The organism is Janibacter sp. UYMM211 (assembly GCF_040547045.1).
GTDB lineage: Bacteria > Actinomycetota > Actinomycetes > Actinomycetales > Dermatophilaceae > Marihabitans > Marihabitans melonis.
The window spans coordinates 284,495-307,818 of sequence record NZ_JBEPOY010000005.1 but is presented as its reverse complement, the minus strand read 5'-3'; the positions used below and the strand labels follow the sequence as shown (position 1 = coordinate 307,818).

Below are 23,324 nucleotides of genomic sequence, written 5' to 3'. Positions count from 1 at the left end.
GGTCACGAACTCCTGCTCTTGAGGGTGGTCAGCTGATCGGCGGTGGGCCAGGTGTCGATGCGCAGCTCGCGGTCGAGCGAGAGGTCGAGGACGCGCCCCGTGTCGAGGTCGTTGACGAGGACCTGCCCGCGGTTGAGCCGCAGGACGACGGGGGTGGAGCGGGCGACGTTGCCCGGGAGCACGACCTCGGTGGCGGGGAGGGTCTCGTCGCTGCAGACCACCTGGTAGCGCACCCGGGTGCCCTGCGAGCGCACGCCGAGCAGGCACGGGCCGTTGACGACCGGGCGGGCGACGAAGTGGCTGCGGATCGACACCGCCTGGGTGCTCTTCCCGAAGTCGATGCCGCGGCGGCTGGTGCCCGAGCCCTGGGTGCCGACGAGGACCGTCTTGAGGTCGGTCGTCACCGCGACGGAGTCGGCCTCGACCCCCGCCACCTGGAGCGCGGCGTAGAGCGGGGGGCCGTCACCGCCGCTGGGAGCTCCGTCGACGTTCTGCGGGTCGTCCTGCCCCTCGACCCAGACCCGGCCGTTCGTCGGGTCGAGGACGACCCACCGGTCGCCGACGGCGGTGATGTCGACGCCGTTGCCGCCGAGCTCGAGGGTCGACCGCTCCGGCTCGCCGAAGCCGTCGCCCTCGGCCGGGATGTCGAGCACCGTCCCGGTGGTCGCCGAGACGACCTTGACGTTGCCGTCGACGTCGACCGCGACGGCGGCGTCGCCCTGGTCGACGGTGGCGAGCGGGGGCGACGAGGTCGTCATCGCGGAGAGGTCACCGACGCCGTCGGCGTCGAGGCGCTGCGCCCAGACCCGACCGGTACCGGGCTCGACCATCGCGATCGTCCGGCCGCGCAGGTCGACGAGCGGCGGGCGGTAGAGGCGGTCGCCGCTGCTGTAGGTGGCCTTCGGGAGCCGGCCGCGGCCCTCTCCTGCCTGGCCCGTCGCCGCGTCGAGGGGCACGAGCGCGCCGTCGGCGCTCACCCCGACGACGAGCCGGCCGTCCTGGAGCACGTCGGCGCGCCGGGTCGAGGACGTCTCCTGCGAGGCGCCGCCCGGCACGACGGTGCCGAGCTGGTTCGCGCCACGGTCGACCCGCCCCCACATGCCGCTCTCGCCCGAGGTGACCCACACGCCGCCGTCGCCGAGCGCGATCTCGTGCACGGGCTCGCCGGTGCTGCGCGTGGCGAAGACGGCGCTCACCCCCACGGCGAGGGTGAAGAGGGTCCCCGAGACGACGGCGAGCCCACGACGGCGCGTGCGCGGCATGGTCAGGTCACTCGGTCGGGTGGTCGAGCAGCGCGAGGTCCTGGACGGTCACCAGACGCGTCGACAGCGCGTGCTCGACGAGCCGCGTCTTGCGGTTGCTCGCGAGCTTGCCCGGCCCGCCGTGCAGCCCTCGGGTGCCGGCGTCGGCGAGCTTCGAGCAGACGTTGTCGAGCTTGCGGTTGAACTTCGTCACGGTCCACCCGAGCCGTCGGGCGGCGTCGGCCGAGCTGGGGATCGCGCCGGTGCCCGCGGTGTCCCGGCGCAGGAAGTCCTCGCACAGCGCGATGACGAGGAGCTTCTGGTCCGGGGTGAAGGACACCCGCCCGACCGTCGTCTCGCCGGTCGCGTCGGGCTCGAGGGCCTCGTTGTCGACCATCTGGAATGACGGGGTGTCGGCGACGACGTCGAAGTCGTAGGTGGTGGGGCCCGCGGTGAACCACACCGTGACGCGCTCGAAGGCGAGCGGGATCCGCGCACCCGGGCTCAGCCAGGCCTGGAGCAGGCCCTTCTTGTCGGCCACCGTCGCGGTGAGCGTCGAGCCGACGTTGGTGAGCCACCAGAAGCCGCCCTCGTGGGTGATCTGGAGGAAGGAGCGGTGCAAGAAGGGGTTGTCGTCGATCTCGACGTCGCCCTCGCGCCCGATGGTCAACGGCCGCGTCGGGTCGGCCGGGTAGATCTCGCCGCAGAAGTCGACGCTCACGCCGCCTGCCGGCTGCCCCTGCTCGCTCACCTCTGCACCTCGCACTTCGTCGACGACCACGCGGACTCGGCGGCTCCCCGCACGACGCGTGCCTGAGCGCACAGCCGCACACCGGACGCGATGCTCACCCGGTACTGGGACACCCCTGGCGCGAGGGTAACGCCTCGGGAGAGGTCGAACTCCGTCGCGTCGGGGTCGCCCTGCGGCCTGCCGCTCATGACGACCACCCGGTACCGGTCGTCTTCTGCCGCACCGTCGTACGCGATCTCGACGGTCATCACGTGCCCCGACGAGGCCGGGGTGAGGGTCACCGTCGGGGCCCCAGTGATCGCGTCGACGTCCGTCGCGGCCGAGGTGTACGTCGCCGCGGGCTCGGGCTCGTCGCGCCCGGAGAGGTAGACGAGGAGCACGACGAGGCTGACGAGGACGAGCCCTAGCACGCCGAGCACGAAGGGGAGCAGACCGACGGTGAGCCCGCGGCGCGGGGCCTCGGGCTCGGCAGACGGGGCGGGGGCCGGCTGGTCGTCGCGACGGACGCGGCCACGGCTCGGCGGCGCGGGGGGCGGGGTGGTCACGTCACTCCACGTCCACGCACTCGGGCGCGCTCCACTGCGTCGTCTGCTCGCCACGGGCGACGCGCGCGATCGCGCAGACCCGGGTGCCCGGTGACGCGTTCGTCGGGAAGGTCGCCTTGCCCACCTCGGTGCTCGGGGCGCTCACCTCGACGGAGGACTCGAACTCCGAGGGCTGGGGGTCCTGCGACTCGGTCTGCACGGCCTTGACCTGGAAGGTGTCGCCCTCCTGGGCGCCGTCCATCGTCATGTCGATCGTCACCTTGTCGCCCTCGCCGTTGGCGATCGACGCGATGACGGGCGTGCCCGCGAGGTCGCCCCCGGCCTCGGTCGTCGTCCCGGGCCCGGGCTCGTCGCCGCCACGCGTCGAGAGGTAGATGCCACCCCCGACGAGGAGCAGCAGGGCGAGGGCACCGGCGGCGATCGCCGGCACGAGGAGACGACGGTCGGGCCCGCCGCTGCCGTGCCGACCGGAGGTCTGCCCCGGTCCGGACCCACCGGTCGTCTCAGGGCGCGGTCCGGAGGCGACCGGCGCGAAGGGGGACGGGCCGGACGCGTGGTCCGGACGGGCACCGCTCGGACCCGACTGGTACCCGGGCTGGGGCCCGGTGACGGTGCTCGAGGCGGGGCCCTGGGCACCCGTGGTGAAGGAGACGGCCGGGCTGCCGGGGATCCCCCGGCCGCCGCTCAGCTCGCCGCCGATGACGGGCTGGCCGAGGGGCGGGGGCGGCAGGGTGCGCCCGGAGCCCGGAGCGGGGGTGGCGTGCCGCAGCCGGGTCGGGTCGGGTGCCTGGGCGGCCGGTCGGCTCGCCGTGTGGCCCTCCTCGTCGAGGACGACGATCGCGGTGCGCGAGAAGCGCTCCTGCTGCTCGATGTGCTGCAGCGATCGGGCGAGCTCGAGGGCCGTCGCGGGCCGCGCGAGGGGGTTCTTGCTCATCGCCTGGGCGAGGAGCCGCTCGAGCGAGGCCGGGACGTCGGCCCGCTCGGTCTCGGGCGGCGGGTTGGACCGGATGCGGGGCATGAGGGCGTACGCGGAGTTGTCGCCGCCCGGCACCTCGAAGGGGGACCGCCCGACGAGCAGCTGCCACAGGGTGGCCGCGAGCGCGTAGACGTCGGCGCGCGCGTCGCCGTTGCCCTGCCCGTAGAGCACCTCGGGGGGTGCCCACGGCACGGAGACACCGATGTCGTCGTCGAGGTCCTCGAGAGCCCCGCCGATGCCGGCGATGCCGAAGTCGGTCAGGCCCGGCGAGCCGTACTGGCTGACGAGGACGTTCGCCGGCTTGATGTCGCGGTGGATGACGCCGGCGCGGTGGGCGGTCTCGACGGCAGAGGCGAGCTGGATGCCGGTGCGCAGCACCTCCTCGACGGAGAAGCGCTCTCGCCGGGCCCGCTGCGCGAGATTCGGCGGCGGGTAGTACTTCATGACGAGGAAGGGTCGGCCGTCCTCGCTCGTGCCGGCCCGGAAGACCTGGACGATGTAGGGGTGGTCGGCGAGCTGGGCCATCGTGTTGGCCTCGTCGATGAACTGCTGCTTGATGCCGACCGTGAGGCCCTCGCTCTTGAGCACCTTGACAGCGACCTTCATCCGCGGCATCTGCTGCTCGTACAGGTACACGTCGGCATAGCCGCCGGAGCCCAGCGGCTGGATGTAGTCCAGCCCGTCGAGGACGGGGGGGACGGCCTGACTCACCGACGCATCACCCGGTCACCTCGAAGACCGCGCTCACCTGGTCGGCGAGGGTGATCGTCGTGCCGGGCTCGATGCTCTGCTGGTCGCCGGGGCGCAGCCGCACGGGGTGGTCCTGCGGCAGCGTGATGGTCGTGCCGTTCGTCGAGCCGAGGTCGCGCACGAGCACGTGCCAGCCGTCGAGGATGACCTCGACGTGGTTGCGCGAGATCTCGTTGTCCGGGCTCGGCACCCGCACGAGGTGCGGTGCCTGCGCGGCGGGCAGCTCGGGCGCCGACTTCGGCGCGCGGCCGATGAGCACCCCGCGGTCGAGGGTGACGACGTCACCGGTCGACAGCCGCAGCAGGCCCAGGGCCGGACGGGGCGTCGGCTCGGGCTGCTGCGAGGGCAGCGCCGCACCGCACACGCGGCAGCTCACGGCGTGGGGGGCGCTCGCGTGGCCGCTCGGGCAGCGCACGGCGAGGACCATCGGGCCGGTCGACTCGGGCACGGCGTAGGGGTCGTGCTCCTGGGCCGGCTCGAGCGGGCGGGGCCCGGACTCGGTGGGGGTGCCGAAGCTCGGCATAGCGCTGGGCAGACCGATGCCGAAGGGGGCGACCGGGGGCGGCGGGACCGCTCCCGGGGCCCCCGGCTCGGGTGCCTGGGCCGCGGGGGCCTGGTGCTCGGCGGGCGCCGACGGCTCGGGATCCACCGGCTCGGGCGCGGGCGGCTCCTGCCCGGCCGGCTCCGGCGCGGCGGGCTCGGGTGCGGTGGGCTGGGGTGCGGCGGACGCGGCACCTGCTCCCCACGGGACCGCGGAGATCAGGCCGTCCTCGCCGGCAGGAGGCGGCGGGGGCGGCGTGCCCTCGGGTGTGGCCGGCGGCGGGTCGAAGGGGCCACCGACCGGCGCGGGAGGTGCCGGCGGCGGCTCGGCGGGTGGCTCGACGACCGGCTCGGGCTCGTCGTGCTCCTCCTCCGGGGGCGCGAGCGTCGCGTGGGCGGCGTCCTCGGGGGCCTGGTAGCCACCGGCCGCGGCGACCGGGCCGGAGTCGATCTGGTCCTCCTCCTCGGCCCGGGCGACGAGCGAGCTGCGGTGGTGGCTCGTCGCGCCGAAGAGGAAGTCGAAGGAGGGCAGCTCGTCCTCCTCCTCGTCGGTCGGGGCGGACCCGGCGGCCAGGGCCGCGTCCTGCTGCTGGTCCCTGGTCTGCGGTCGCGGCTCGTGCGCGGGCTCGGTGACGACCGGCTGCTCGGAGACGGGCTCGGGCTCCGGCTCGGGGACGACGGTGAGGGTGGGTCGGGCGACGTCGCCGTCCCGCGGGGGCACCGGCGACGGCGGGGCGGGCGGCGGCGGGCTCGCGGCGCCGAAGACCGACGGCATGGCCCAGCCGGACGGCGGGGGCGGGGGTGCAGCGGCCGACTCGGTCTCCGGGGCGGCGGCCGGGACGTCGGCCGGCGGACCTGAGGGCTCCTCGGTCGGCTGGTCAGCGGGCTCCTCGACGGGCCCGTCGGGAGCCGGCTGGTCCTGCTCGACCTGCTGGTCCTGCTCCACGAGCTCGTCACCGGCGACAGGCTCGACGGGCTGGTCATCGGCGACGGGCTGCTCCTGGGCGAGCTGGTCGGCGACCGGCTCGTCCGGGGCCTGCACGAGCACGCTGTCGTCGTCGTCACCGTCTGCGCTGTCGTCGGTCGCGCCGGGCACGGGGGCGAGCTGGTCGGCGACCGGGGACCCTGCGGGTCCGTCCTGCTCGGGGCCAGCGGGCTCCGCGGGAGCAGGGCTCTCCTCGCCCGCCGGCGCGTCAGCACCCGACGCCTCGAGCGCCGGGGCGGCCTCGACGCCGACGACGGCGAGCGTGACCTCGCCGACCCCGTCGGGGGCGTCCTCGTCGCGCCACGGCATGCGGGGGCCGGCGACGACCGACCGGTCGTCGCCGAGCCGCACCTCACCGGCACCCCGGGCGACGAGACGCCCGTCGGGGGTGGCGAGCGCGAAGTCGGGGGTGGAGCGGAAGCCGTCAGCGGTGAGCGTGTCGACGACGACGTCGACGACGTCCTCGCCGCGGCGCTCGTCGAGAGCGGCCGCGACCCGTGCGGTGACCTCGTCGGCCCCGCGCAGGAGCAGGCTCACCTCAGGGCGACGCAGGACGCTCCAGCCCGGCACGTCGTCCAGGGCCGCGATCCGCAGCTCCATGTCAGCTCCCTTCGTGGCTCGACCGGGGCGCCGTGTCGACGTGCGCCCGGGGCGAGGTGACTGTCTGGGACGAGTCTGCCCCGGCTTCGCCCAGATCGACGACAACGACGGTGACGTTGTCCCGGCCGCCCGCCTCGACCGCCGCGCGCACGAGCGCCTCGGCCGCCCGCTGCGGGTCGGCGTGGCGCACGAGCAGGTCGCGGACCTGGTCGTCGGTGAGCTCTCCGGTGAGCCCGTCGGAGCACACGAGGAAGCGCTCGCCGGCGTGCGGAGGCACGACACGGACGTCGGGCGTGGCCGCGTAGGTCGTGCCGAGCGAGCGGGTCACGACGTTGCGCTTGGGATGGGTGCGGGCCTCCTCGGCGGTGATGACACCGGCGTCGACGAGCTCTCGGACCTCGGAGTGGTCCACGGTCATCGCCATGAGCGCGCCGTCGATGAGCCGGTAGACACGGGAGTCGCCGACGTTGAAGACCGCCCAGTGGTCGGTCCCCCCGGTGACGACGAGAGCGATGCCGCTGACCGTCGTGCCCATGCCCTGCTTGTCAGGGTCGGCCGCCATCTCGTCGAGGATGCGGCGGTTGGCCAGCCCGATCTGCTCGCCCACCGCCTCCGCCGTGAGGTCGTGCCGGCCGACGAGCTCGCGCATCGTGTCGACCGCGATGCCGCTGGCCACCTCGCCCGCCGCGTGCCCGCCCATGCCGTCGGCGACGAGGAAGAGCCCGCCCTCGGCCAGCCCGGAGTCCTCGTTGTGCGTGCGCACCCGCCCGACGTCGGTCGCCGCCCCGGCGGTGAGGACGAGGCGGCTCCCGGGCAGGTCGGAGGGGCTCACGCCGTGACCCGCACGGACTGCAGGATGCCCTGGACCTCTCCGTAGGAGCGCTCCATGTCGTCGCCGCCGACCGAGCCCGTGGCCTGGACGATGTCGACGATGCGCCCCCGCCGGGACCCGGCGAAGAGGTGGATCTGCACGACGGTGCCGATCTCGTCGTCGGTCCACGAGACGTTGACCCCGAGGAAGGGCACGCCCCCCAGCTCGAGCTCGAAGGGCTCGTCGACCCTCCCTTCGCCACGCTCGGCGACGAAGGCCCGCAGCTCGGCCAGGGCCGCGCGGATCGTGAAGTCGGCGGTGCGCTGGAAGCCGCGGACGACGACGTTCGGCGCGAAGCCGTGGTCGCTGTCGATCTTGCGGCACGCCATGAGCGTGCCGCCGACGCGCACCGGCGCCCACGTCTGCGGCACGTCGAGGGTCACCCCCGGCGGCCCCGGGAAGGTGTCGCTCGGGTAGCTCAGCTGCGGCATCTCGTCTCTCCCCTGGTCCTCGTGATGTCGGGGGCCATCATGACCGACGCGTGGCCGGTCCGGGCCCTCGGGGTGATGGGTGTCAGGGGTTGACCCGGATCGAGTCGACGAGGGCGTCGAGGACGGGGTAGTCGCTCTCCTTGCGCGAGGCCGCGAAGGACGCGGTCGCCTGGAGCACGTCGACGACGTCGTTCTGCTGCTGCGCGGTGAACCAGTGCAGCTGCGCGATGGTGCCCGCCTGCTCGTCGACGAAGGCGACGTCGATGCCGATCCACTCGCGGCCGTTGATGGTCTGGCTCTTCACCGGGCCGACCTCGCCGTCGCGCTGACGCCCGGCGTACTCGCGCATCTCGCGCTCGATGTCGTCGGGGCCGAAGGTGCCGACCCGCTGGAAGAAGCGCACGACGGCGTTGGGCGCGAAGTGGTCGGTGGCCCCGGCCTCGCGGACCGCGACGAGGGTCTCGGGGGTCCACACCTGCTCCCAGCCCTCGGGGATCTCCAGGGCGATCCGCGGGGGACCGGGGACGACGTCGCTGGGGTAGGTCACGGTGGGCATCGGAGGTGCTCCTTCACGTCGCTGCTGCGGTGGTCTGGTGCCCACCCTGGCAGGTGCCGGGGCAGGTGGTGCTCGGGGCCGGTCGCGACCGGGTCAGTCGAAGGGGTTGAGCGAGCCGATGATCTCCTTCGGGGAGATCGAGACGTCGAAGTCGAGCGAGGCGCCCAGACCCAGGGTCAGCCCGACCTCGCCGCTGAAGCCGATGCGGTCCCAGGAGGCCTCGGCGTCGACGTTGGCCTCGGCGCCGATGCCGTACGAGACGGACCCGCCGACCCCGACCGAGCCGTAGTCGCCGATGTCCTGGCTGATGCCGGCCTCAGCCTTGCCGCCGACGAAGGCGTCGGCGCCGGCGCTGATCGACGCGCCGCCCGGGCCGATCTGGGCCTGGGCCTCGGCGTTGGCCTCGCCGCCGAGGTAGGCGGAGACCTCGCCGGCGGTGCCGCTGTCGGTCGCGAAGTGGGCCTCGCCCTTGCCGAGGTAGGCACCGGCGTGGGCGTTGGCCTCGGCGTACGCGCCCCGGGTGGCGTCGATGCCGGCTGCGGCGTCCGCGCCCGCCTCGGCGGACAGCAGCTCGCCGCTCGCGCCCAGGCTCTCGTCGCCCGCCTCGCCGCGCAGGACGGCGGCGCTCACCTCGGTCTCGGCCCTCGACTCGACGAAGGGCTCGCTCTGCACCTGGTCGAGGACGTCCTTGGCGCGCGAGCCGACGTTCTCGTCGAAGTCGCGCTCGGTGCTCCAGGACTCGCCGTACTCCCGACGCCCGCCGCCCTCGCCGCGGGTCGACTCGCGCTCGCTCTCCCAGCCGTTGCCCCGGTCGGTCGTCTCGGTCTCCGTGAAGGACGTGTGCCCGCGGCCGTCCGTCTCGTTGGTCCACCGGCCCTCGGCGTCCTCGACCCAGCGCTTGCCGGTGAGGGGGTCGTAGTGGTGGAGGTTGCCGTCCTCGTCCTTGTTCGTGCGGATGAAGGGCGAGTCCTGGTCCCGGTCGAAGGGGGACCAGGTGCCCTTCATGTCGCCGGGCTGGGAGCCGTCGCCCCCGCCCCCGGGTCCCTGGCCGCCGGGCCCCCCGCCCGGGCCGCCACCCGGGCCGCCGGCGCCGGGGCCGCTGCCGCCGCCCAGGCTGCTCGTGTCGTCCTGGTCGGTGGCCTGCTGGACCATGAGGTCCGCGGCCGCGCCGATCTGGGTGGCCGCGTCCATGAGCTGCTTGACGACGGGCCCGTCCCAGCGCTCGGTGAAGCCGGAGAGGTCGGCGCCGGCCCAGCTGTCGCGCAGGACCTTCGCGCTGGCGCTCCCGCTCTGGCGCACGCCCTCGATCTTCTCGCGCTGGCTGCGCAGCTGTTCGGCGATCTCGCGGATGCGAGCGGTGTCCATGCCCTGCTGGACGCTCATCGTCTCTCCCCTGCTCCGTCGGCTGTGGCGTCGGCCGACCCCAGGGGCCGGTGCTCGGAGTCGAACCTAGATGGCGCGCAGCCTCTGCGGAATGGGGAGGACTCCCCCCTTCGCCCCGGGTCGCTCAGGCCTCGTGCTCGGGCTGCTGGGCCCACCACTGCCGCAGCCGGTCGGCGGCGGCCTCCTTGCCGATCGGGCCCTCGTCGAGGCGCACGGAGAGCAGGTAGGAGTAGGCGCGGCCGAGGACCGGTCCCGGGCGGATGCCGAGCACCTCGCCGATCTCATGACCGTCGAGCTCCGGGCGGACCTTGCCGAGCTCCTCGGCCTCGAGGAGGCGCTCGATGCGGACCTCGAGGTCGTCGTAGGCGTGCGAGAGGCGGCGGGCCTTGCGCTGGTTGCGCGTCGTGCAGTCCGCCCGGGTGAGCCGGTGCAGCCGGGCGAGGAGAGGGCCGGCGTCGGTGACGTAGCGGCGCACGGCCGAGTCGGTCCACTGCCCGTCGCCGTACCCGTGGAAGCGCAGGTGCAGCTCGACGAGCCGGGCGACCGCCTTCGTCGTGTCCTTGTCGAAGCGCAGCGCGCGCATCCGCTTCGCCGTGAGCTTGGCGCCGACGACGTCGTGGTGGTGGAAGGAGACGCCGCCCCCGGTCTCGAAGCGCCGGGTCGGCGGCTTGCCGATGTCGTGGAGCAGCGCGGCCAGGCGCAGGACGAGATCGGGCGCGGGCACGTCGCCGTCCGGGCCGGTCTCCAGGTCGATCGCCTGCTCGAGGACGGTGAGGGAGTGCTCGTAGACGTCCTTGTGGCGGTGGTGCTCGTCGATCTCGAGCTGCAGGGCGGGCAGCTCGGGCAGCACCTGCTCGGCGAGCCCGGTGTCGACGAGCAGCCGCAGGCCGGTGACGGGGTCCGGGGCGAGGAGGAGCTTGACGAGCTCGTCGCGCACCCGCTCGGCCGAGACGATCTGCAGGGTCGTCGCGGCCTGCTCCATCGCCGTGACGACCTCGGGGACCGGCACGAGACCGAGCTGGGCGACGAAGCGGGCCGCGCGCATCATCCGCAGCGGGTCGTCGGCGAAGGAGACCTCGGGGGCCGACGGGGTGCGCAGCCGGTAGGCGGCGAGGTCGACGAGACCGCCGTGCGGGTCGACGAGCTCGAGGTCGGGCAGGCGCAGGGCCATCGCGTTGACGGTGAAGTCGCGCCGCACGAGGTCGCCCTCGAGCGTGTCGCCGAAGGCGACGACGGGCTTGCGGGTCGTGCCGTCGTACGCGTCGGCGCGGTAGGTCGTCACCTCGACGACGTGCTCTCCTCGGCGGGCGCCGATGGTGCCGAAGTCACGCCCCACGTCCCAGTGCGCGTCGCCCCAGGCGGCGAGGATCTGCTCGGTGACGTCCGGGCCGGCGCTCGTCGTGAGGTCCAGGTCGAGGCTCTCGCGGCCGAGGAAGGCGTCGCGGACGGGACCGCCGACGAGGGCGAGGTCGTGCCCCTTCGCGCTGAACCGCCCGCCGAGCTCGCGCAGGAGGGGCAGCACGGGCGCGAGGTGGGCGACGGCGTCCTCGAGCACCTCGCGGGGGATCTGGGGCGGGGTCGACGGGGTGGGCACGGGGACCAAGGATAGGTGCGACGGCGGGGCCGGTGCGCCTGCGTGCCTTCGGGCGACCCGCACGCCCGGCCGGTCAGCGCCGGGTGAAGGTCGCGTCGAGCCCCGTCGCGGTCTCGGTGAAGGTGTCCCCCGAGCACGTGTACTGCACGTCACCGGTGCCCGGCGGCAGGTCGCCGGGCCCGCCGGTGACGGTGAGCCCGTCGCGGACGAGCTCGAAGGACATCGTGCCGCCCGAGGTCGTCACGTCGTAGACCACCGTGCCGTCGAAGACCCAGCCCGCGCCGGCCCCCTTCGGCCGGGCGTCGTCGTAGGTCGTCGTGAGACGCCCGTCGGCGTCGAAGGTCATCGTCCGCTCCAGATCGGTGAGCGTGCCCAGCAGGGGGACGGTCTCCTCGTAGCTCGACGTCTCCCACGTGCCGACGAGGCAGGGGTCGACCGCCGCGTCCGTCTGCCCCCCGGTGCTCGAGCTCCGCGTGCTCGACCCCTGCGTGCTCGACCCCTCCGTGCCGGAGGAGGTGGCCGAGGTCGTGCCGGCGGTGCTCTGCTCGTCGTCGGGCAGCAGGAGGACCGCGCCACCGACCGCTCCCCCGACGAGGAGCACGGCGGCGGCCGCGGCGGCCGCGACCCACGGCCAGCGGGGTCGAGGAGACGGCGAGGGCCCAGGGGTCGAGGCGAAGGGGGTGGACCGCGGGTCCTGCGGGGTCGAGACCGGCGGCATGCCCGGGGTGTCGGCGAGCACGGAGCGCACGCTCGTCGCGTCGCCGGTGACCGTGTGCAGCCCGTCGTCGTCGTGGTCGAGGACCACCGTCTCCGTGCGGGGGAGGCGCAGCTGCGCCTCGACCCGCTGGAGGTCCAGCGCGAGGGCGAGGGCGGTGCCGGGGCGGTGGGCGGGGTCCTTGGCCATGCCGTGCTGGAGGAGGCGCTCGAGCGCCTCGGGCACGTCCTCGCGCCCGGTGCGGCGCGGCGGCTCCCGCGTGGTGCGCACGAGGAGCGCCTCGGCGGAGTTGTCGCCGCCCGGGTCCTCGAAGGGGGTGCGCCCGGTGAGCAGGTAGGACAGGGTCGCGCTCAGCGAGTAGACGTCGGCGGCGACGGAGCCGTTCGAGCGCCCGCGCAGCACCTCGGGGGGTGCCCACGCGACGGAGACGCCGACGTCGTCCTCGTCGTCGACCTCGGCGGTCCGCCCGGCGATGCCGAAGTCGGCGAGCACGGGGGTGCCGTAGGAGGTGAGCAGCACGTTGGCCGGCTTGATGTCGCGGTGGAGCACCCCGGCGCGGTGCGCGGTCTCGACGGCGGAGGCCAGCTGGACGCCCGCGCGCAGGGTCTCGGCGACGGACAGCGGCGTGCGACGGGCCCGGGCCGCCAGCGAGGTGCCCGGGTAGTAGGCCATGACGAGGTAGGGCCGGCCGTCGTCGGTGACGTCGGCGCGCAGCACCGTGACGATGTAGGGGTGCTCGGCGAGCTCGGCCATGGTGTTGGCCTCGGCGACGAGCTGCTCGCGCAGGTCACCGGCCGCGGTGCGCAGCACCTTGACCGCGACGAGCATGCGCGGCAGCTCCTGGCGGTAGAGGTGCACGTCGGCGAAGCCTCCGGCCCCCAGCCGGCGGACGTGCTCCAGCCCGGGGATCCGGGGAGCGGGCGGCGACGGGGTGCTCACGCGCCCGAGGCTAGCGGCGCGGACGTCCCGGACCCGGGCGCAGGGCCGAGGCCCACTGCGGACGAAGGGGGCGAGACGCCCCCTTCGCCCGGTGCCGCGGTCAGGCGGCGCGCTCGACGGGGAAGAGGCGCTGGACGATGTCGGTGAGGGTGACGACCCCGACCGGCACGCCGTCGCGCTCGACGACCGCGAGGTGCGAGCGCGTGTCGCGCATCGTCGTCAGCGCCTCGTGCAGAGCGGTGCCCGCGTCGAGGTGCAGGACGGGGCGCATGACCTCGCCCGCCGGTCGGTCGTCCGGCTCGAGCATGGTGTCGCGCACGTGGACGACGCCGACGACCCGGCCGCCGGAGCGCACGAGCACCCGCAGGTGGCCCGACGTCACGGTCGCGGCGCGCACGGCGGCGACGTCCTGCTCGGTCGTCACGGCCGTCGCCCGGGCGCCCTCGCGCACGAGGTCGCCGACGGTGAGCGTCTCGAGCTCGAGCGCCGAGGTCAGCTGGCGCGAGCGGTCCTCGTCGAGGGTGCCGGCGCCCGCGGAGTGCTCGACGAGCTGACGCAGGTCGGCCGCGCTCTGACCGCTGTGGGGGCTGTCCTGCGGCTCGACGCCGACCCGGCGCAGGCACCAGTTGGCCGCCTCGTTGAGGGCGACGAGCAGCGGACGGGTGACGAACATGAAGCCGCGCATCGGCAGCGCGAGCGCGGTGGCCGCGGTCTCGGGGTGCGCGATCGCCCACGACTTCGGCGCCATCTCGCCGATGACGAGGTGGAGGAAGGTGACGACGAGCAGGGCGAGGACGAAGCCGAGGGTGCCGGCCAGCCAGGCCGGCAGGCCCCACGACTCGAAGACCGGCGTCAGCGCGTAGTCGAGCGCGGGCTTGGTCACCGCACCCAGGCCCAGGGCCGCGGCGGTGATGCCGAGCTGGCAGCCGGCGAGGAGCACGGTGAGCTCGTCGAAGCTGCGCAGCGCGGCGCGGGCGGACCGGCTCGAGCCGGCGTTGTCCTGCAGGCGGTGCCGCTTGACGGCGAGGAGGGCGAACTCCGCGGCGACGAAGAAGGCGCTGAGGACGATGAGCAGGACGGTGACGGCGACGACGACGAGCGGGCTCATCGGGGGTCCTCCTGCGTCGGGCTGGCGTGGTCATCGGTGTCGTGATCGGGCTCGGGCTCGGGGGGTGGCCCCTCCTCGAGGCTCACCCGGACGACCGACGGCACGTGCCGCTCGACCTCGAGCACCTCGAGCCGGAGGTGCTCCAGCCCCGGCTCGTCGTCCTCGAGGGCCGCGACGGGGTCCGGCGGGAGGGCGACGGCGACCGTCGTGCCGACCTCCGGCAGGGAGCCGTGGGCCTCGATGAGCAGACCGCCGACGGTCTCGGCCTCGCTCTGCGCGAGATCGCGCTCGACGAGCCGCTCGACCTCGTCGACGTGGAGGTCGCCGGGCACGGTCCAGCTGCCGGGCTCGCCCTCCTGCGTCGTCGGCGGCTCGGGGTCGTGCTCGTCCTCGATCTCGCCGACGATCTCCTCGGCGAGGTCCTCGGCCGTGACGACCCCGGCGAAGCCGCCGTACTCGTCGAGGACGCAGAGCAGCTGCGCGCGCTCCTGGGCCATCGTGCGCAGGGCGTCGGGCAGACGCATGAGCGTGGGCACCCGCACGGCGTCGCGCATGAGGTCGGCGGCGGTGCCGCCACCCCCGCGGCCCGCGCCGAGGACGTCCTGGAGGTGCACGACGCCGACGACCTCGTCGTGCTCGTCGAGCACCGGGTAGCGCGAGTGACCGGCGGCCATGAGGCCCCAGAGGGTGTCGACCGCGTCGTCGGGACGCACGACGTCGACGCGGGCCCGCGGGATCATCGCGTGCTCGACGTCGTCGTCGGGGAAGTCGAGGACCCGGTCGAGGAGCACCGACAGCTCGGCCGGCAGGTCCCCGCTCTCGCGGGAGTCGGCGACGATGTGCTCGAGGTCGCGCGGCGTCGCCGCGTGCTCGACGTCGTGGACCGGCTCCATGCCGGCGGCGCGGAGCAGGGCGTTGGACGCCTTGTCGAAGAAGGTGATGAGCCAGCCGAAGAGGCGCAGGTACAGCGTCGTCGACGTCGCGAGGCGCACCGCGAGCATCTCGGGGCGGGCGATCGCGAGGTTCTTCGGGAAGAGCTCGCCGAAGATCATCTGCACGAAGGTCGACAGCAGCAGGGCGAGCACGGTGCCGACGCCGACGCCGACCGCGGTGGGCACGCCGACCCCGCCGAGGGCCTCGCCGAGCGACTGCCCGATGAGGGGCTCGGCGACGTAGCCGACGAGCAGCGCGGTGACGGTGATGCCGAGCTGGGCGCCCGAGAGCATGAAGGACGTGCGCCGGGTGACCGCGAGAGCACGCTCGGCCGCGGCGTCACCGGCCTGGGCACGGGCCTTGAGCCGGGAGCGGTCCACCGACATGTAGGCGAACTCCTGGGCGACGAACCAGCCGGTGGCGGCGGTGATCGCCAGCACGACGAGGACGCCGAGGAGCAGGGAGAGGGCCCACATCAGCGCATCACCGCCCGCTGGGAGGTCACGACACGGGCGGACCCGGGTCGAGCGCGGTGGTCAGGGGCACAGGAACGGGGACTGTCGGTCTCCATCGGGTGCGGCTGGTCTCCTCGTGAGCGGGGCGTCTCCCCGGGGGAGCCCCAGTATGTCGGCGACGCCTGGACGTGGGCTGGACGCGAGCAGTGGATCTGACCCCGTCGTCGCCCCAGGGCCCTCCCAGGACCCTCTGGCTACAGTGACCACATGGCACACCCGGCCCACGCCCCTCGATCCCCGCGGCGCCTGCCCGCGGTCGAGGAGCGCAGCGCCGGCGGGGTCGTCGTCGACGTCCACGAGGGCCAGGCGAGGATCGCCGTCATCGCGCGGCGCAACCGCGCCGGCCGCCTCGAGTGGTGCCTGCCGAAGGGCCACATCGAGGGCGAGGAGACCCTCGTCGAGACCGCGGCCCGTGAGGTCGCCGAGGAGACCGGCATCGAGGCGCGGGTCCTCGTCGAGCTCGGGACGATCGACTACTGGTTCGCCACGAGCGACCGCCGGATCCACAAGTTCGTCCACCACTACCTGCTCGAGGCCATCGGCGGGTATCTGACGATCGACAACGACCCCGACCACGAGGCCGTCGACGTCGCCTGGCTGCTCCTGCGCGACGCGCACCGGCACCTCACCTTCCCCAACGAGCGGCGCATCGCGAGGGAGGCGTGGCAGCGGCTCGCGGGCGACGCCTGAGGTCGCTGCGGGGCGCGTGCGTCGCCGCAGCCCTCGCCGGCCTGCTCGCCCCTGCCCTGCCCGCCCGCGCCTCCGCGTCCGACGCCTCCAGCAGCCTCACCCTCACCTCGATCACCCCGGTCGTCGACGCGACGGGTGCGAGCAGCGGGTCGGCGACGATCCGCGGGCGGCTCACCAACGACGGGTCGACGACCCTGGAGAACCCCGCGGTCTCCGTCCTCCTCGGCGAGGCGGAGATGACCCGCGAGGGCATCGACGACTGGGCGAAGGGGGACGCCCGGGTCACCGGGTCGGCGCTCGACCGCGAGATCGCGACGAGCCGGCTCGTCCCGGGCCAGAGCACGACCTTCGAGCTGGAGGTCGACGGGGCGGACCTGCTGCCCGGCCGGTCCTGGGGTGCCGCGCCGATCAGCGTCCAGTCCGGGCAGGACCAGGTGCACACCTTCCTCGGGATCCACCGGGCCAAGGAGTACGAGCCGCTGAAGATGCTGTGGGGCGTGCCCGTGACGCTCCCCTCGTCCAACCAGCTGTGGGCGGCGCCGGGCGACTCGCGCACGCGGGCCTGGCAGGCCGCCGCCGGGCCGGGGTCCGACCTCGCCCAGATCGCCTCGAGCGCCCCGCGCCCCGGTGACCTGTGGCTCCTCGACCCCCTCCTGCTCCCCGACGCCGTGCCCGCCGAGGACACCGGGCTGTCCCGCGGCGAGCGCGAGGTGCGCGAGGACCTCGCGCGTGACCTCGCCGCCGAGCTCGACCCCGACCGCACGGCCGTGCTGCCCGAGGCCGACGCCGACGTCGCCGCCGCCGCGGAGTCCGATGCCGCCCGCACCCTCGTGCGACCCCGCGTCACCGGGGGTCAGGAGGCTGCCGAGGCGCTCGGGGCTCGCAGCGACATCGCCTGGCCCGCCGACGACCTGATCGCGGGCGACCGCTCGGCCGCGCTCGAGCGGGTCTACGGCAGCCAGCCCACGGTCCTCGTGCCGCGCACGGCGCTCACGGACACCGCCTTCACCCCCGACGCCTTCCAGACCAGCCGGGGCGGCACGCCGCTGCTCGTCAGCGACCCCGAGCTCTCGGCGGTCGTCGGCTCGCTGCGCGAGGACGACGACGCGGTCCTGGCCACCCAGCGCCTCGTCGCCGACTCCGCCTCGGTGCTCGGCGACCTGCCGGGCACCTCACGGACCCTGCTCGTCGTGCCCCCGCGCTCGGCCCGCCCGGACCCGCAGGCCTACCGGGCGATGCGCGAGGCCGTCGCCGACATCCCGTGGACGGCGCGCGGCACGCTCGCGAGCCCCCGCGCGACGGCGCCGGAGTCGCCCGAGCAGGAGATCGACATCCCCGACACGCTCGAGGACCCGCCGGAGCCGGTCCTCACCGACGCCCGCGCGCGGCGGGTCGTGGCCGACATCGCCACCCGGCGCTCGGTGGCGACCGTGCGCGCCGACGGCCCGCAGTGGCAGCGCGCCGTCGCTGCGTCGCAGGTGCAGCTGACCTCGGCGCGCTGGCGCTCCTCGCAGTGGCACTTCCGCGTCCTCGCCTCGCGGCTGCACCGGGACGTCACCGCGACAGGGCGCCAGCTCGAGGTCGCCTCGGGCGAGGTGAACTTCTTCGCCGACACCGGGCGGCTGCAGATCACGGTGCGCAACACGAGCGACGTCGAGCTGCACGACCTCCAGGTCCGGCTCGACCCGGGCTCGCCGATCCTGCGCATCGACGGCGACCCCGAGCCCATCACCGTCGGCCCGCAGTCGCGGCGCACGGTGACGGTCCAGGCGAGCGCCCTGGCGCCTGGTCGGGTCCCGATCGAGGTCGAGGTGACCGACCCGAAGGGGCGTGCGCTCGCCGAGCCCGCCGAGCTGCGCGTCCGGGTGAGCCCCACCGGGGGCTGGATCTACTGGGGTGTCGCTCTCGTGGCGCTCGCTTCCGTCGCCTTCGGCACCTGGCGTACCGTGCGTCGTCGGCCCACCCCCGCAGCACCCGCAGACCCCGAGGACTCATGACCGAGCGCGCCCAGACCCCCGCGGCAGCACCGTCCGTCGCGCGGTCCAGCGCTCTCATGGCCTCCGGGACCCTCGTCAGCCGGGTCCTGGGGCTGCTGCGCCAGACGATGACGATCGGCGTCGTCGGCGCCGTCGGTCTGGCCGCCGACGCGTGGAACGCCGCGAACACGCTGCCCAACAACTTCCACCTGCTGCTCGCCGGCGGCGTGCTCAACGCCGTGATCGTGCCGCAGATCGTCAAGGCCAGCCGCCGCGCGGACGGCGACGAGTACGTCAACCGGCTGCTCACCCTCGCGATGACGATCATGGGCGCGGCGACGGTCCTGCTCACCCTGGCCGCCCCGGCTCTCGTCTGGCTCGTCGTCAGCAAGGACTGGGGAGACGACGCCCGGGGCCTGGCCGTCGCCTTCGCCCTCATCTGCCTGCCGCAGATGTTCTTCTACGGCCTCTACACCCTGCTCGGCCAGGTGCTCACGGCCAACAACCGGTTCGGGGCCTTCATGTGGGCCCCTGCGCTCGCCAACGTCGTCGCGATCGCCGGGCTGGGCTGGTTCATGCTCTCCGGGCGCCAGGACGTCCAGGACGTGGGGCTGTGGGACAGCACGATGATCTGGGTCCTCGCCGGCTCGGCGACGCTGTCGATCGTCGTCCAGGCGCTCGTGCTCATCCCCGCGCTGCGCCGGATCGGATTCCGCTACCGCCCGGTGTGGGGCTTCCGCGGCTACGGCCTGGGCGGCGCCTCGAAGATGGCGACCTGGGCCTTCGGCGCCGTGGCCGTCGGTCAGGTCGCCTTCCTCCTCGTCACCACGCCGGTCCTCACCGGGGCGGCCTTCGACGCGGAGCGCGCCGGTGCCCCCGCCGCCGGGCTCACCTCGTACGGCTTCGCCTTCCTCATCTTCATGCTGCCGCACTCGATCATCACCGTCTCGCTCGTCACGGCGATCTTCACGCGGCTGAGCGGCAACGCCCAGGACGGCGACACCGAGGCGGTGGCCGCCGACCTGCGCCAGGGCATGCGGATGCCTGCCGTCGTCCTCTTCCCCGGGACCGCCGCGATGGTCCTGCTCGCCCCGTGGGCGCTGCAGGCGCTGCTCTTCTCCACGCCCGCCGCCGACGCCAGGGCCGCCACCGGCGTCCTCGTCGCGATGTGCCTCGGGCTCGTCCCCTACGGCTGGTTCTACCTCGTGCAGCGCGCCTGCTACGCCTACGAGGACGGGCGCACCCCCTTCGTCCTCCAGCTCGTCGTCACCGTCATCTCCGTCGCCTTCACCCTCGTCGGGGCGGCCAGCGGCTTCGAGCACACGGCGACCTGGGTCGGCGTCGGGCAGACCGTCGGCAACCTCGTCGGCGCGATCCTCGGCTTCGTCCTGCTGCGCCGCCGTCTGGGCTCCCTCGGGCTGGCCTCGGTCGTCCAGCAGAACGTGCGGCTCCTGCTCTCCACCCTCCTCGCGACCCTCGTCGCCGGTGCCCTCCTCCTCGGCATGACCCGCGTCCTCGACGAGGGCTGGCTCTCCGCCGTCCTCGTCACCGGCGTGTGCGGTGTCGTCCTGCTCGTCGTCGCCCTCCTCGTCGCGGCCCGGCTGCGGGTCACCGAGGTCACGGCGGTGCTCCAGCCGGTGACCCGCCGACTGCGGCGCGCGTAGCAGGAGGGCCCGGCCGGACCGCCTAGGATGGCGCGGCAACGACCTCGACACGGAAGGGGCCCTGACGTGCACGAAGTGCACCCGGGTACCACGCTCGGCAGGTACGCGATCGCTCGCCGTGCCCAGGAGCCCGTCACCGGCGACCCCTCGTCGGGGCAGCGGTGGGTGGCCCGCGACAGCGACCTCGAGCGCGACGTCGTGCTCCTCGTCCTGCCGCTCGACGACCCGCACACCGACGCCGCCCTCGACGCGGCCCGACGAGCCAGCGGGGTCGGTCACCCCGGTCTCACCCGCATCCTCGACGTCGACCACGACGACGAGCGCGCCTGGGTCACCGAGTCCTTCCGCGGCGACGACCGCTCCCTCGCCGAGCTCGCGACGCACGGGCTGCCCGCCGAGGAGGTCCGCCGGATCACCGGTGAGGTCGCCCTCGTGCTCGAGGCCGCGCGCAGCCGTGGGCTGCACCACCTCGCGATCAGCCCCGACAGCGTCTTCGTCGGCCCGGACGGATCCGTGCGCGTGCGCGGCCTCGCCGTCGACGCCGCCTTGGCGGGCGTCGACGAGGAGGGCGACGAGGCCGCGGCGCTCGACGGCGCCGGTGTCGTCGCCCTGGCCTACGCTGGTCTCACCGGCAGCTGGCCGCTCCAGACCTCCACCTCTCTGCCGCCGGCGCCGCGCGACGCCACCGGCGTGCTGCCCCCGTCGCACCTCGCGGTCGGCGTGCCGAGCGACCTCGACACGATCTGCCGCGAGACCCTCGCCGACGACGCCGGCCCCTCCTCGCCCGGCGACTACGCCGCCTCGGTCTCCCCGTGGTCGCGCACGCCCGTCGACGACGGCGCGGCCCAGCCTCTCGACGACGCCACGTCGGACGACGGGGCCGCGTCGCACGACGGGGCCGACGCCTCCTTCGCCGATGCCCCCGGGCCGGACGACACGCAGGTCCTCGGGGTCACCCCGGTCGCCGGTGCCGCCGCCCAGGAGCACCGGAGCACCGCCGTCGACTCCGACGACGACGAGCCCACGCAGGCGATCTCGCGCGGCGCCACGGCTCCCTCGGACGAGCCCACCCAGGTGGTCCCGGCGGAGGGCTCCGACGAGCCCGGCGCCGCCCGGACCGGCCGCGGTGCTGCGGCGGGTGCCGCCGCCGTCTCGGTCGCCGGCGCTCTCGCCGGCGGTGGGAAGGTCCTCGGCGAGCGCGTCGGACGGGCCGCCCAGCGCACCCGCGAGCGCGCCGGGGAGGCCGCCGCCGACCGACGGGCCCAGCGCGAGGCGATCCGCAGCTCCGAGAGCCGCGACCGCGTGAGCCTGGGCAGCGCGGGCAGCCAGGACGACCTCGAGCCCCCGGCGCCGCTGCTGCCCGCCGACGCGAGCGAGCCGCCGAGCCGTGAGCAGTCACGGGTCGTCGTCGCGATCATGGCCCTCTTCGTCGTCGTCGCCCTCGTCATCGGTGCGGTCGGGGTCTCGAAGATCGGCGACAACACCGACCTCAGCGCGATCTTCGGCTCGGACGCCCAGGGCGCCGACCCGGTGCGCCCCACGCAGTCCTCGAGCACCTCACGACCCTCGGGCGGTGGCAACGGCGCCCGCACCAGCGAGCCCATCCCGGTCATCGGTGCCATCGGCTACGACCCGAACGGCGACGGCGCGGAGCACAACTCCGAGGCTCAGCGGGTCTACGACGACGACCTGTCGACCTCGTGGACCACGGAGGGCTACGAGTCCCCGAACTTCGGCAACAAGGGCGGGGTCGGCATCGTCCTCGATCTCGGCCAGGCCCGCCAGGTCCGCAGCGCGACCCTCCAGCTGCCGCAGGCGACGACCGTCCAGGTCTTCGTCGGCGACGAGGCGGGCATCGCCGGCACGGAGCTGGGTCGCAGCGAGGGCAAGAACGGCTCGGTGACGATCACCGGCCGCTCCGCAGCCCGCGGGCAGTACGTGACGATCTGGTTCACGACGACGGTCCAGAGCGACGACGGCCGGCACCGTGCGTCGCTGGCCGAGGTCGTCCTGCGCTAGGCCGACGTGCGAGGGGCGCTGGACGAGATCGACGACCGCGAGCTCGTGCGGCGGCACGTCGCCGGTGACCCGGACGCCTTCGGCGAGCTCTTCGCCCGTCACCGGGACCGCATGTGGGGCGTCGCCCTCTCGGTGTGCCGCGACCCCGAGCTGGCGGCCGACGCCGTCCAGGACGGCTTCCTCGCCGCCTTCCGCCGCGCGGAGGGATATCGCGGCGACGCAGCCGTGACGACCTGGCTGCACCGCGTCGTCGTCAACGCGTGCCTGGACCGTCTGCGCCGGGCCCGGCCGACGGACTCCCTCGACGAGCTCGACGAGCGGGCGTCGACGCGCCTGCCCTCGCGTCCCGACGGGACCGCGCAGGTCGACACCCGGCTGCTCGTCCAGGACGCCCTCGCCGCGCTGCCCGAGCCGCAGCGCCTCGTCCTCGTGCTCGTCGACATGCACGGCGTGCCGGTCGCCGAGGCCGCGCGCATGCTCGGTGTCGCCGAGGGCACGGTGAAGTCGCGGGGCAGTCGTGGCCGCGCCGCCCTGGCCGCCGTCCTGCGTGCGGGAACCCCAGACGGTGCCCGCACGTCAGATGACGAAGGGGGCATCGCGCCCCCGGGCCGCACGGGCCCCTCAGCGAGCGCAGGAGGTGAGGCATGACGCAGGACCCGCAGCGCGCCGACGAGGAGCGCGACGACGAGCACGTCCGCGCCCTGCTCGCCGACCTGCCGTCCGGTGACGAGCACCCGGCGATGCCGCCCGAGCTCGTCGCCCGCATCGAGGCCTCGCTGCACGAGGAGCGCCGACGACGACGTGCCGGCGCCACCGTCACGCCGCTCGCGACCCACCGGCGTCGGGCCGGGTCGTGGCTCCTCGGGGCGGCGGCCGCCGTGGTCCTCGTCACCGGCACCGGGTACGTCGCGAGCACGACGCTGCGCGGCGGAGCGGACAGCTCGGCAGGCTCCGGCGCGGGCGGGAGCGCCGGCGACGAGTCGGGCCCCGCGTCGACCCGCTCCGAGGACGGTGGTCTGACGGACGGGGACGAAGGGGTCGAGGACGCGCCCTCGCAGTCCGCGGAGAGCTCGACCAAGGCCTTCTCGGGGAACTCCGGTCGCTCCCCCTTCCAGAGCTCGTCCCCCTTCGTGCTGACGATGACGGAGCGGCGCTACACCGAGGCGACGCTCGAGGAGGGCGCCGCCCGGACGACGTCCGTATGGACGCGGAAGCATCGTGGTGCCGTGCCGCTCTCGGCGAGCTCGCCGACGCTCGGCCCGCTGACGACCGAGCGCGGGGCGCGGGACTGCCTGCGTCAGATCGGGGCGGGCGAGGTGCACCCCGTCCAGGCCGACGTCGGGACCTTCGACGGGCGGGCGGGATTCCTCCTCGTCGCGGTCGGTGACGACGGCACCCGCGCATGGGCCGTCGCCGCGGGCTGCGAGCCGATCTACGACACGAGCGTGCCGGTGCGCTGAGCGCCCCCTGGACATGCTGGCAGGCGGTCGGGAATCGCTCGCCTACGATGGGTGTTGAGCACGACAGACCCCAAGATCTACC

19 protein-coding genes are annotated in these 23,324 nt (G+C 74.6%); 6 read left to right on the top strand and 13 right to left on the bottom strand.

Annotated elements, in window-relative coordinates; all coding sequences use genetic code 11:
* Positions 1-2: 2 nt before the first annotated feature.
* From ABIB53_RS14550 to ABIB53_RS14490, 13 genes are all read right to left on the bottom strand, one after another.
* Positions 3-1,262, bottom strand: coding sequence for an NHL repeat-containing protein (locus ABIB53_RS14550; RefSeq protein WP_354588693.1), 1,260 nt, complete (start codon positions 1,260-1,262; stop codon positions 3-5).
* A 7-nt stretch (positions 1,263-1,269) separates the two neighbouring features.
* Positions 1,270-1,992, bottom strand: a complete 723-nt coding sequence (locus tag ABIB53_RS14545; RefSeq protein WP_502914655.1) for an FHA domain-containing protein — start codon at positions 1,990-1,992, stop codon at positions 1,270-1,272.
* Positions 1,989-2,537, bottom strand: a complete 549-nt coding sequence (locus ABIB53_RS14540) for a hypothetical protein (protein WP_354588692.1) — start codon at positions 2,535-2,537, stop codon at positions 1,989-1,991. Before ABIB53_RS14540 ends, ABIB53_RS14545 begins: the two co-directional genes overlap by 4 nt.
* Position 2,538: 1 nt before the next feature.
* Positions 2,539-4,224 (bottom strand): serine/threonine-protein kinase, encoded by a 1,686-nt coding sequence (locus ABIB53_RS14535; protein WP_354588691.1) that lies wholly within the window; start codon positions 4,222-4,224, stop codon positions 2,539-2,541.
* Between the two features lie 7 nt (positions 4,225-4,231).
* Positions 4,232-6,388, bottom strand: a complete 2,157-nt coding sequence (locus tag ABIB53_RS14530; protein ID WP_354588690.1) for an FHA domain-containing protein — start codon at positions 6,386-6,388, stop codon at positions 4,232-4,234.
* Between the two features lies 1 nt (position 6,389).
* On the bottom strand, positions 6,390-7,220 hold the full coding sequence (locus tag ABIB53_RS14525; RefSeq protein ID WP_224767067.1) for a PP2C family protein-serine/threonine phosphatase: 831 nt from the start codon (positions 7,218-7,220) through the stop codon (positions 6,390-6,392).
* Positions 7,217-7,690 (bottom strand): hypothetical protein, encoded by a 474-nt coding sequence (locus ABIB53_RS14520; RefSeq protein ID WP_068270822.1) that lies wholly within the window; start codon positions 7,688-7,690, stop codon positions 7,217-7,219. Before ABIB53_RS14520 ends, ABIB53_RS14525 begins: the two co-directional genes overlap by 4 nt.
* Positions 7,691-7,772: 82 nt before the next feature.
* A complete protein-coding gene (locus ABIB53_RS14515) occupies positions 7,773-8,246 on the bottom strand; it encodes a hypothetical protein (RefSeq protein ID WP_191682554.1) in 474 nt (157 codons plus the stop codon).
* A gap of 93 nt (positions 8,247-8,339) precedes the next feature.
* Positions 8,340-9,629: a hypothetical protein gene (locus ABIB53_RS14510; protein ID WP_201468122.1), complete on the bottom strand. Its 1,290-nt coding sequence runs from the start codon at positions 9,627-9,629 to the stop codon at positions 8,340-8,342.
* 124 nt (positions 9,630-9,753) lie between these two features.
* Positions 9,754-11,223, bottom strand: coding sequence for a CCA tRNA nucleotidyltransferase (locus ABIB53_RS14505; protein WP_354588689.1), 1,470 nt, complete (start codon positions 11,221-11,223; stop codon positions 9,754-9,756).
* 73 nt (positions 11,224-11,296) lie between these two features.
* Positions 11,297-12,877 (bottom strand): serine/threonine-protein kinase, encoded by a 1,581-nt coding sequence (locus ABIB53_RS14500; protein WP_354588688.1) that lies wholly within the window; start codon positions 12,875-12,877, stop codon positions 11,297-11,299.
* Positions 12,878-12,977: 100 nt separating this feature from the next.
* On the bottom strand, positions 12,978-13,985 hold the full coding sequence (locus tag ABIB53_RS14495) for a CNNM domain-containing protein (RefSeq protein WP_123093609.1): 1,008 nt from the start codon (positions 13,983-13,985) through the stop codon (positions 12,978-12,980).
* Complete coding sequence (locus ABIB53_RS14490; protein ID WP_354588687.1) at positions 13,982-15,394, bottom strand: hemolysin family protein; 1,413 nt, start codon at positions 15,392-15,394, stop codon at positions 13,982-13,984. Before ABIB53_RS14490 ends, ABIB53_RS14495 begins: the two co-directional genes overlap by 4 nt.
* 246 nt (positions 15,395-15,640) lie before the next feature.
* Here ABIB53_RS14490 and ABIB53_RS14485 point away from each other — a divergent pair, with 246 nt between their 5' ends.
* From ABIB53_RS14485 to ABIB53_RS14460, 6 genes are all read left to right on the top strand, one after another.
* Positions 15,641-16,123, top strand: a complete 483-nt coding sequence (locus tag ABIB53_RS14485; protein WP_068270844.1) for an NUDIX hydrolase — start codon at positions 15,641-15,643, stop codon at positions 16,121-16,123.
* Entirely contained in the window at positions 16,096-18,120 is a 2,025-nt protein-coding gene (locus ABIB53_RS14480) for a DUF6049 family protein (RefSeq protein WP_354588686.1), read from the top strand. The genes ABIB53_RS14485 and ABIB53_RS14480 overlap by 28 nt, the downstream gene beginning before the upstream one ends.
* Positions 18,117-19,763 carry a murein biosynthesis integral membrane protein MurJ gene (murJ, locus tag ABIB53_RS14475; protein ID WP_354588685.1) on the top strand — a complete coding sequence of 549 codons (1,647 nt, stop codon included), beginning with the start codon at positions 18,117-18,119 and terminating at the stop codon, positions 19,761-19,763. The genes ABIB53_RS14480 and murJ overlap by 4 nt, the downstream gene beginning before the upstream one ends.
* A gap of 165 nt (positions 19,764-19,928) precedes the next feature.
* Positions 19,929-21,782: a protein kinase family protein gene (locus ABIB53_RS14470; protein WP_354588684.1), complete on the top strand. Its 1,854-nt coding sequence runs from the start codon at positions 19,929-19,931 to the stop codon at positions 21,780-21,782.
* 6 nt (positions 21,783-21,788) lie between these two features.
* A complete protein-coding gene (sigM, locus tag ABIB53_RS14465; RefSeq protein WP_354588683.1) occupies positions 21,789-22,430 on the top strand; it encodes an RNA polymerase sigma factor SigM in 642 nt (213 codons plus the stop codon).
* Positions 22,427-23,242, top strand: coding sequence for an RsmA family anti-sigma factor (locus ABIB53_RS14460; protein WP_354588682.1), 816 nt, complete (start codon positions 22,427-22,429; stop codon positions 23,240-23,242). The genes sigM and ABIB53_RS14460 overlap by 4 nt, the downstream gene beginning before the upstream one ends.
* Positions 23,243-23,324 lie beyond the last annotated feature (82 nt).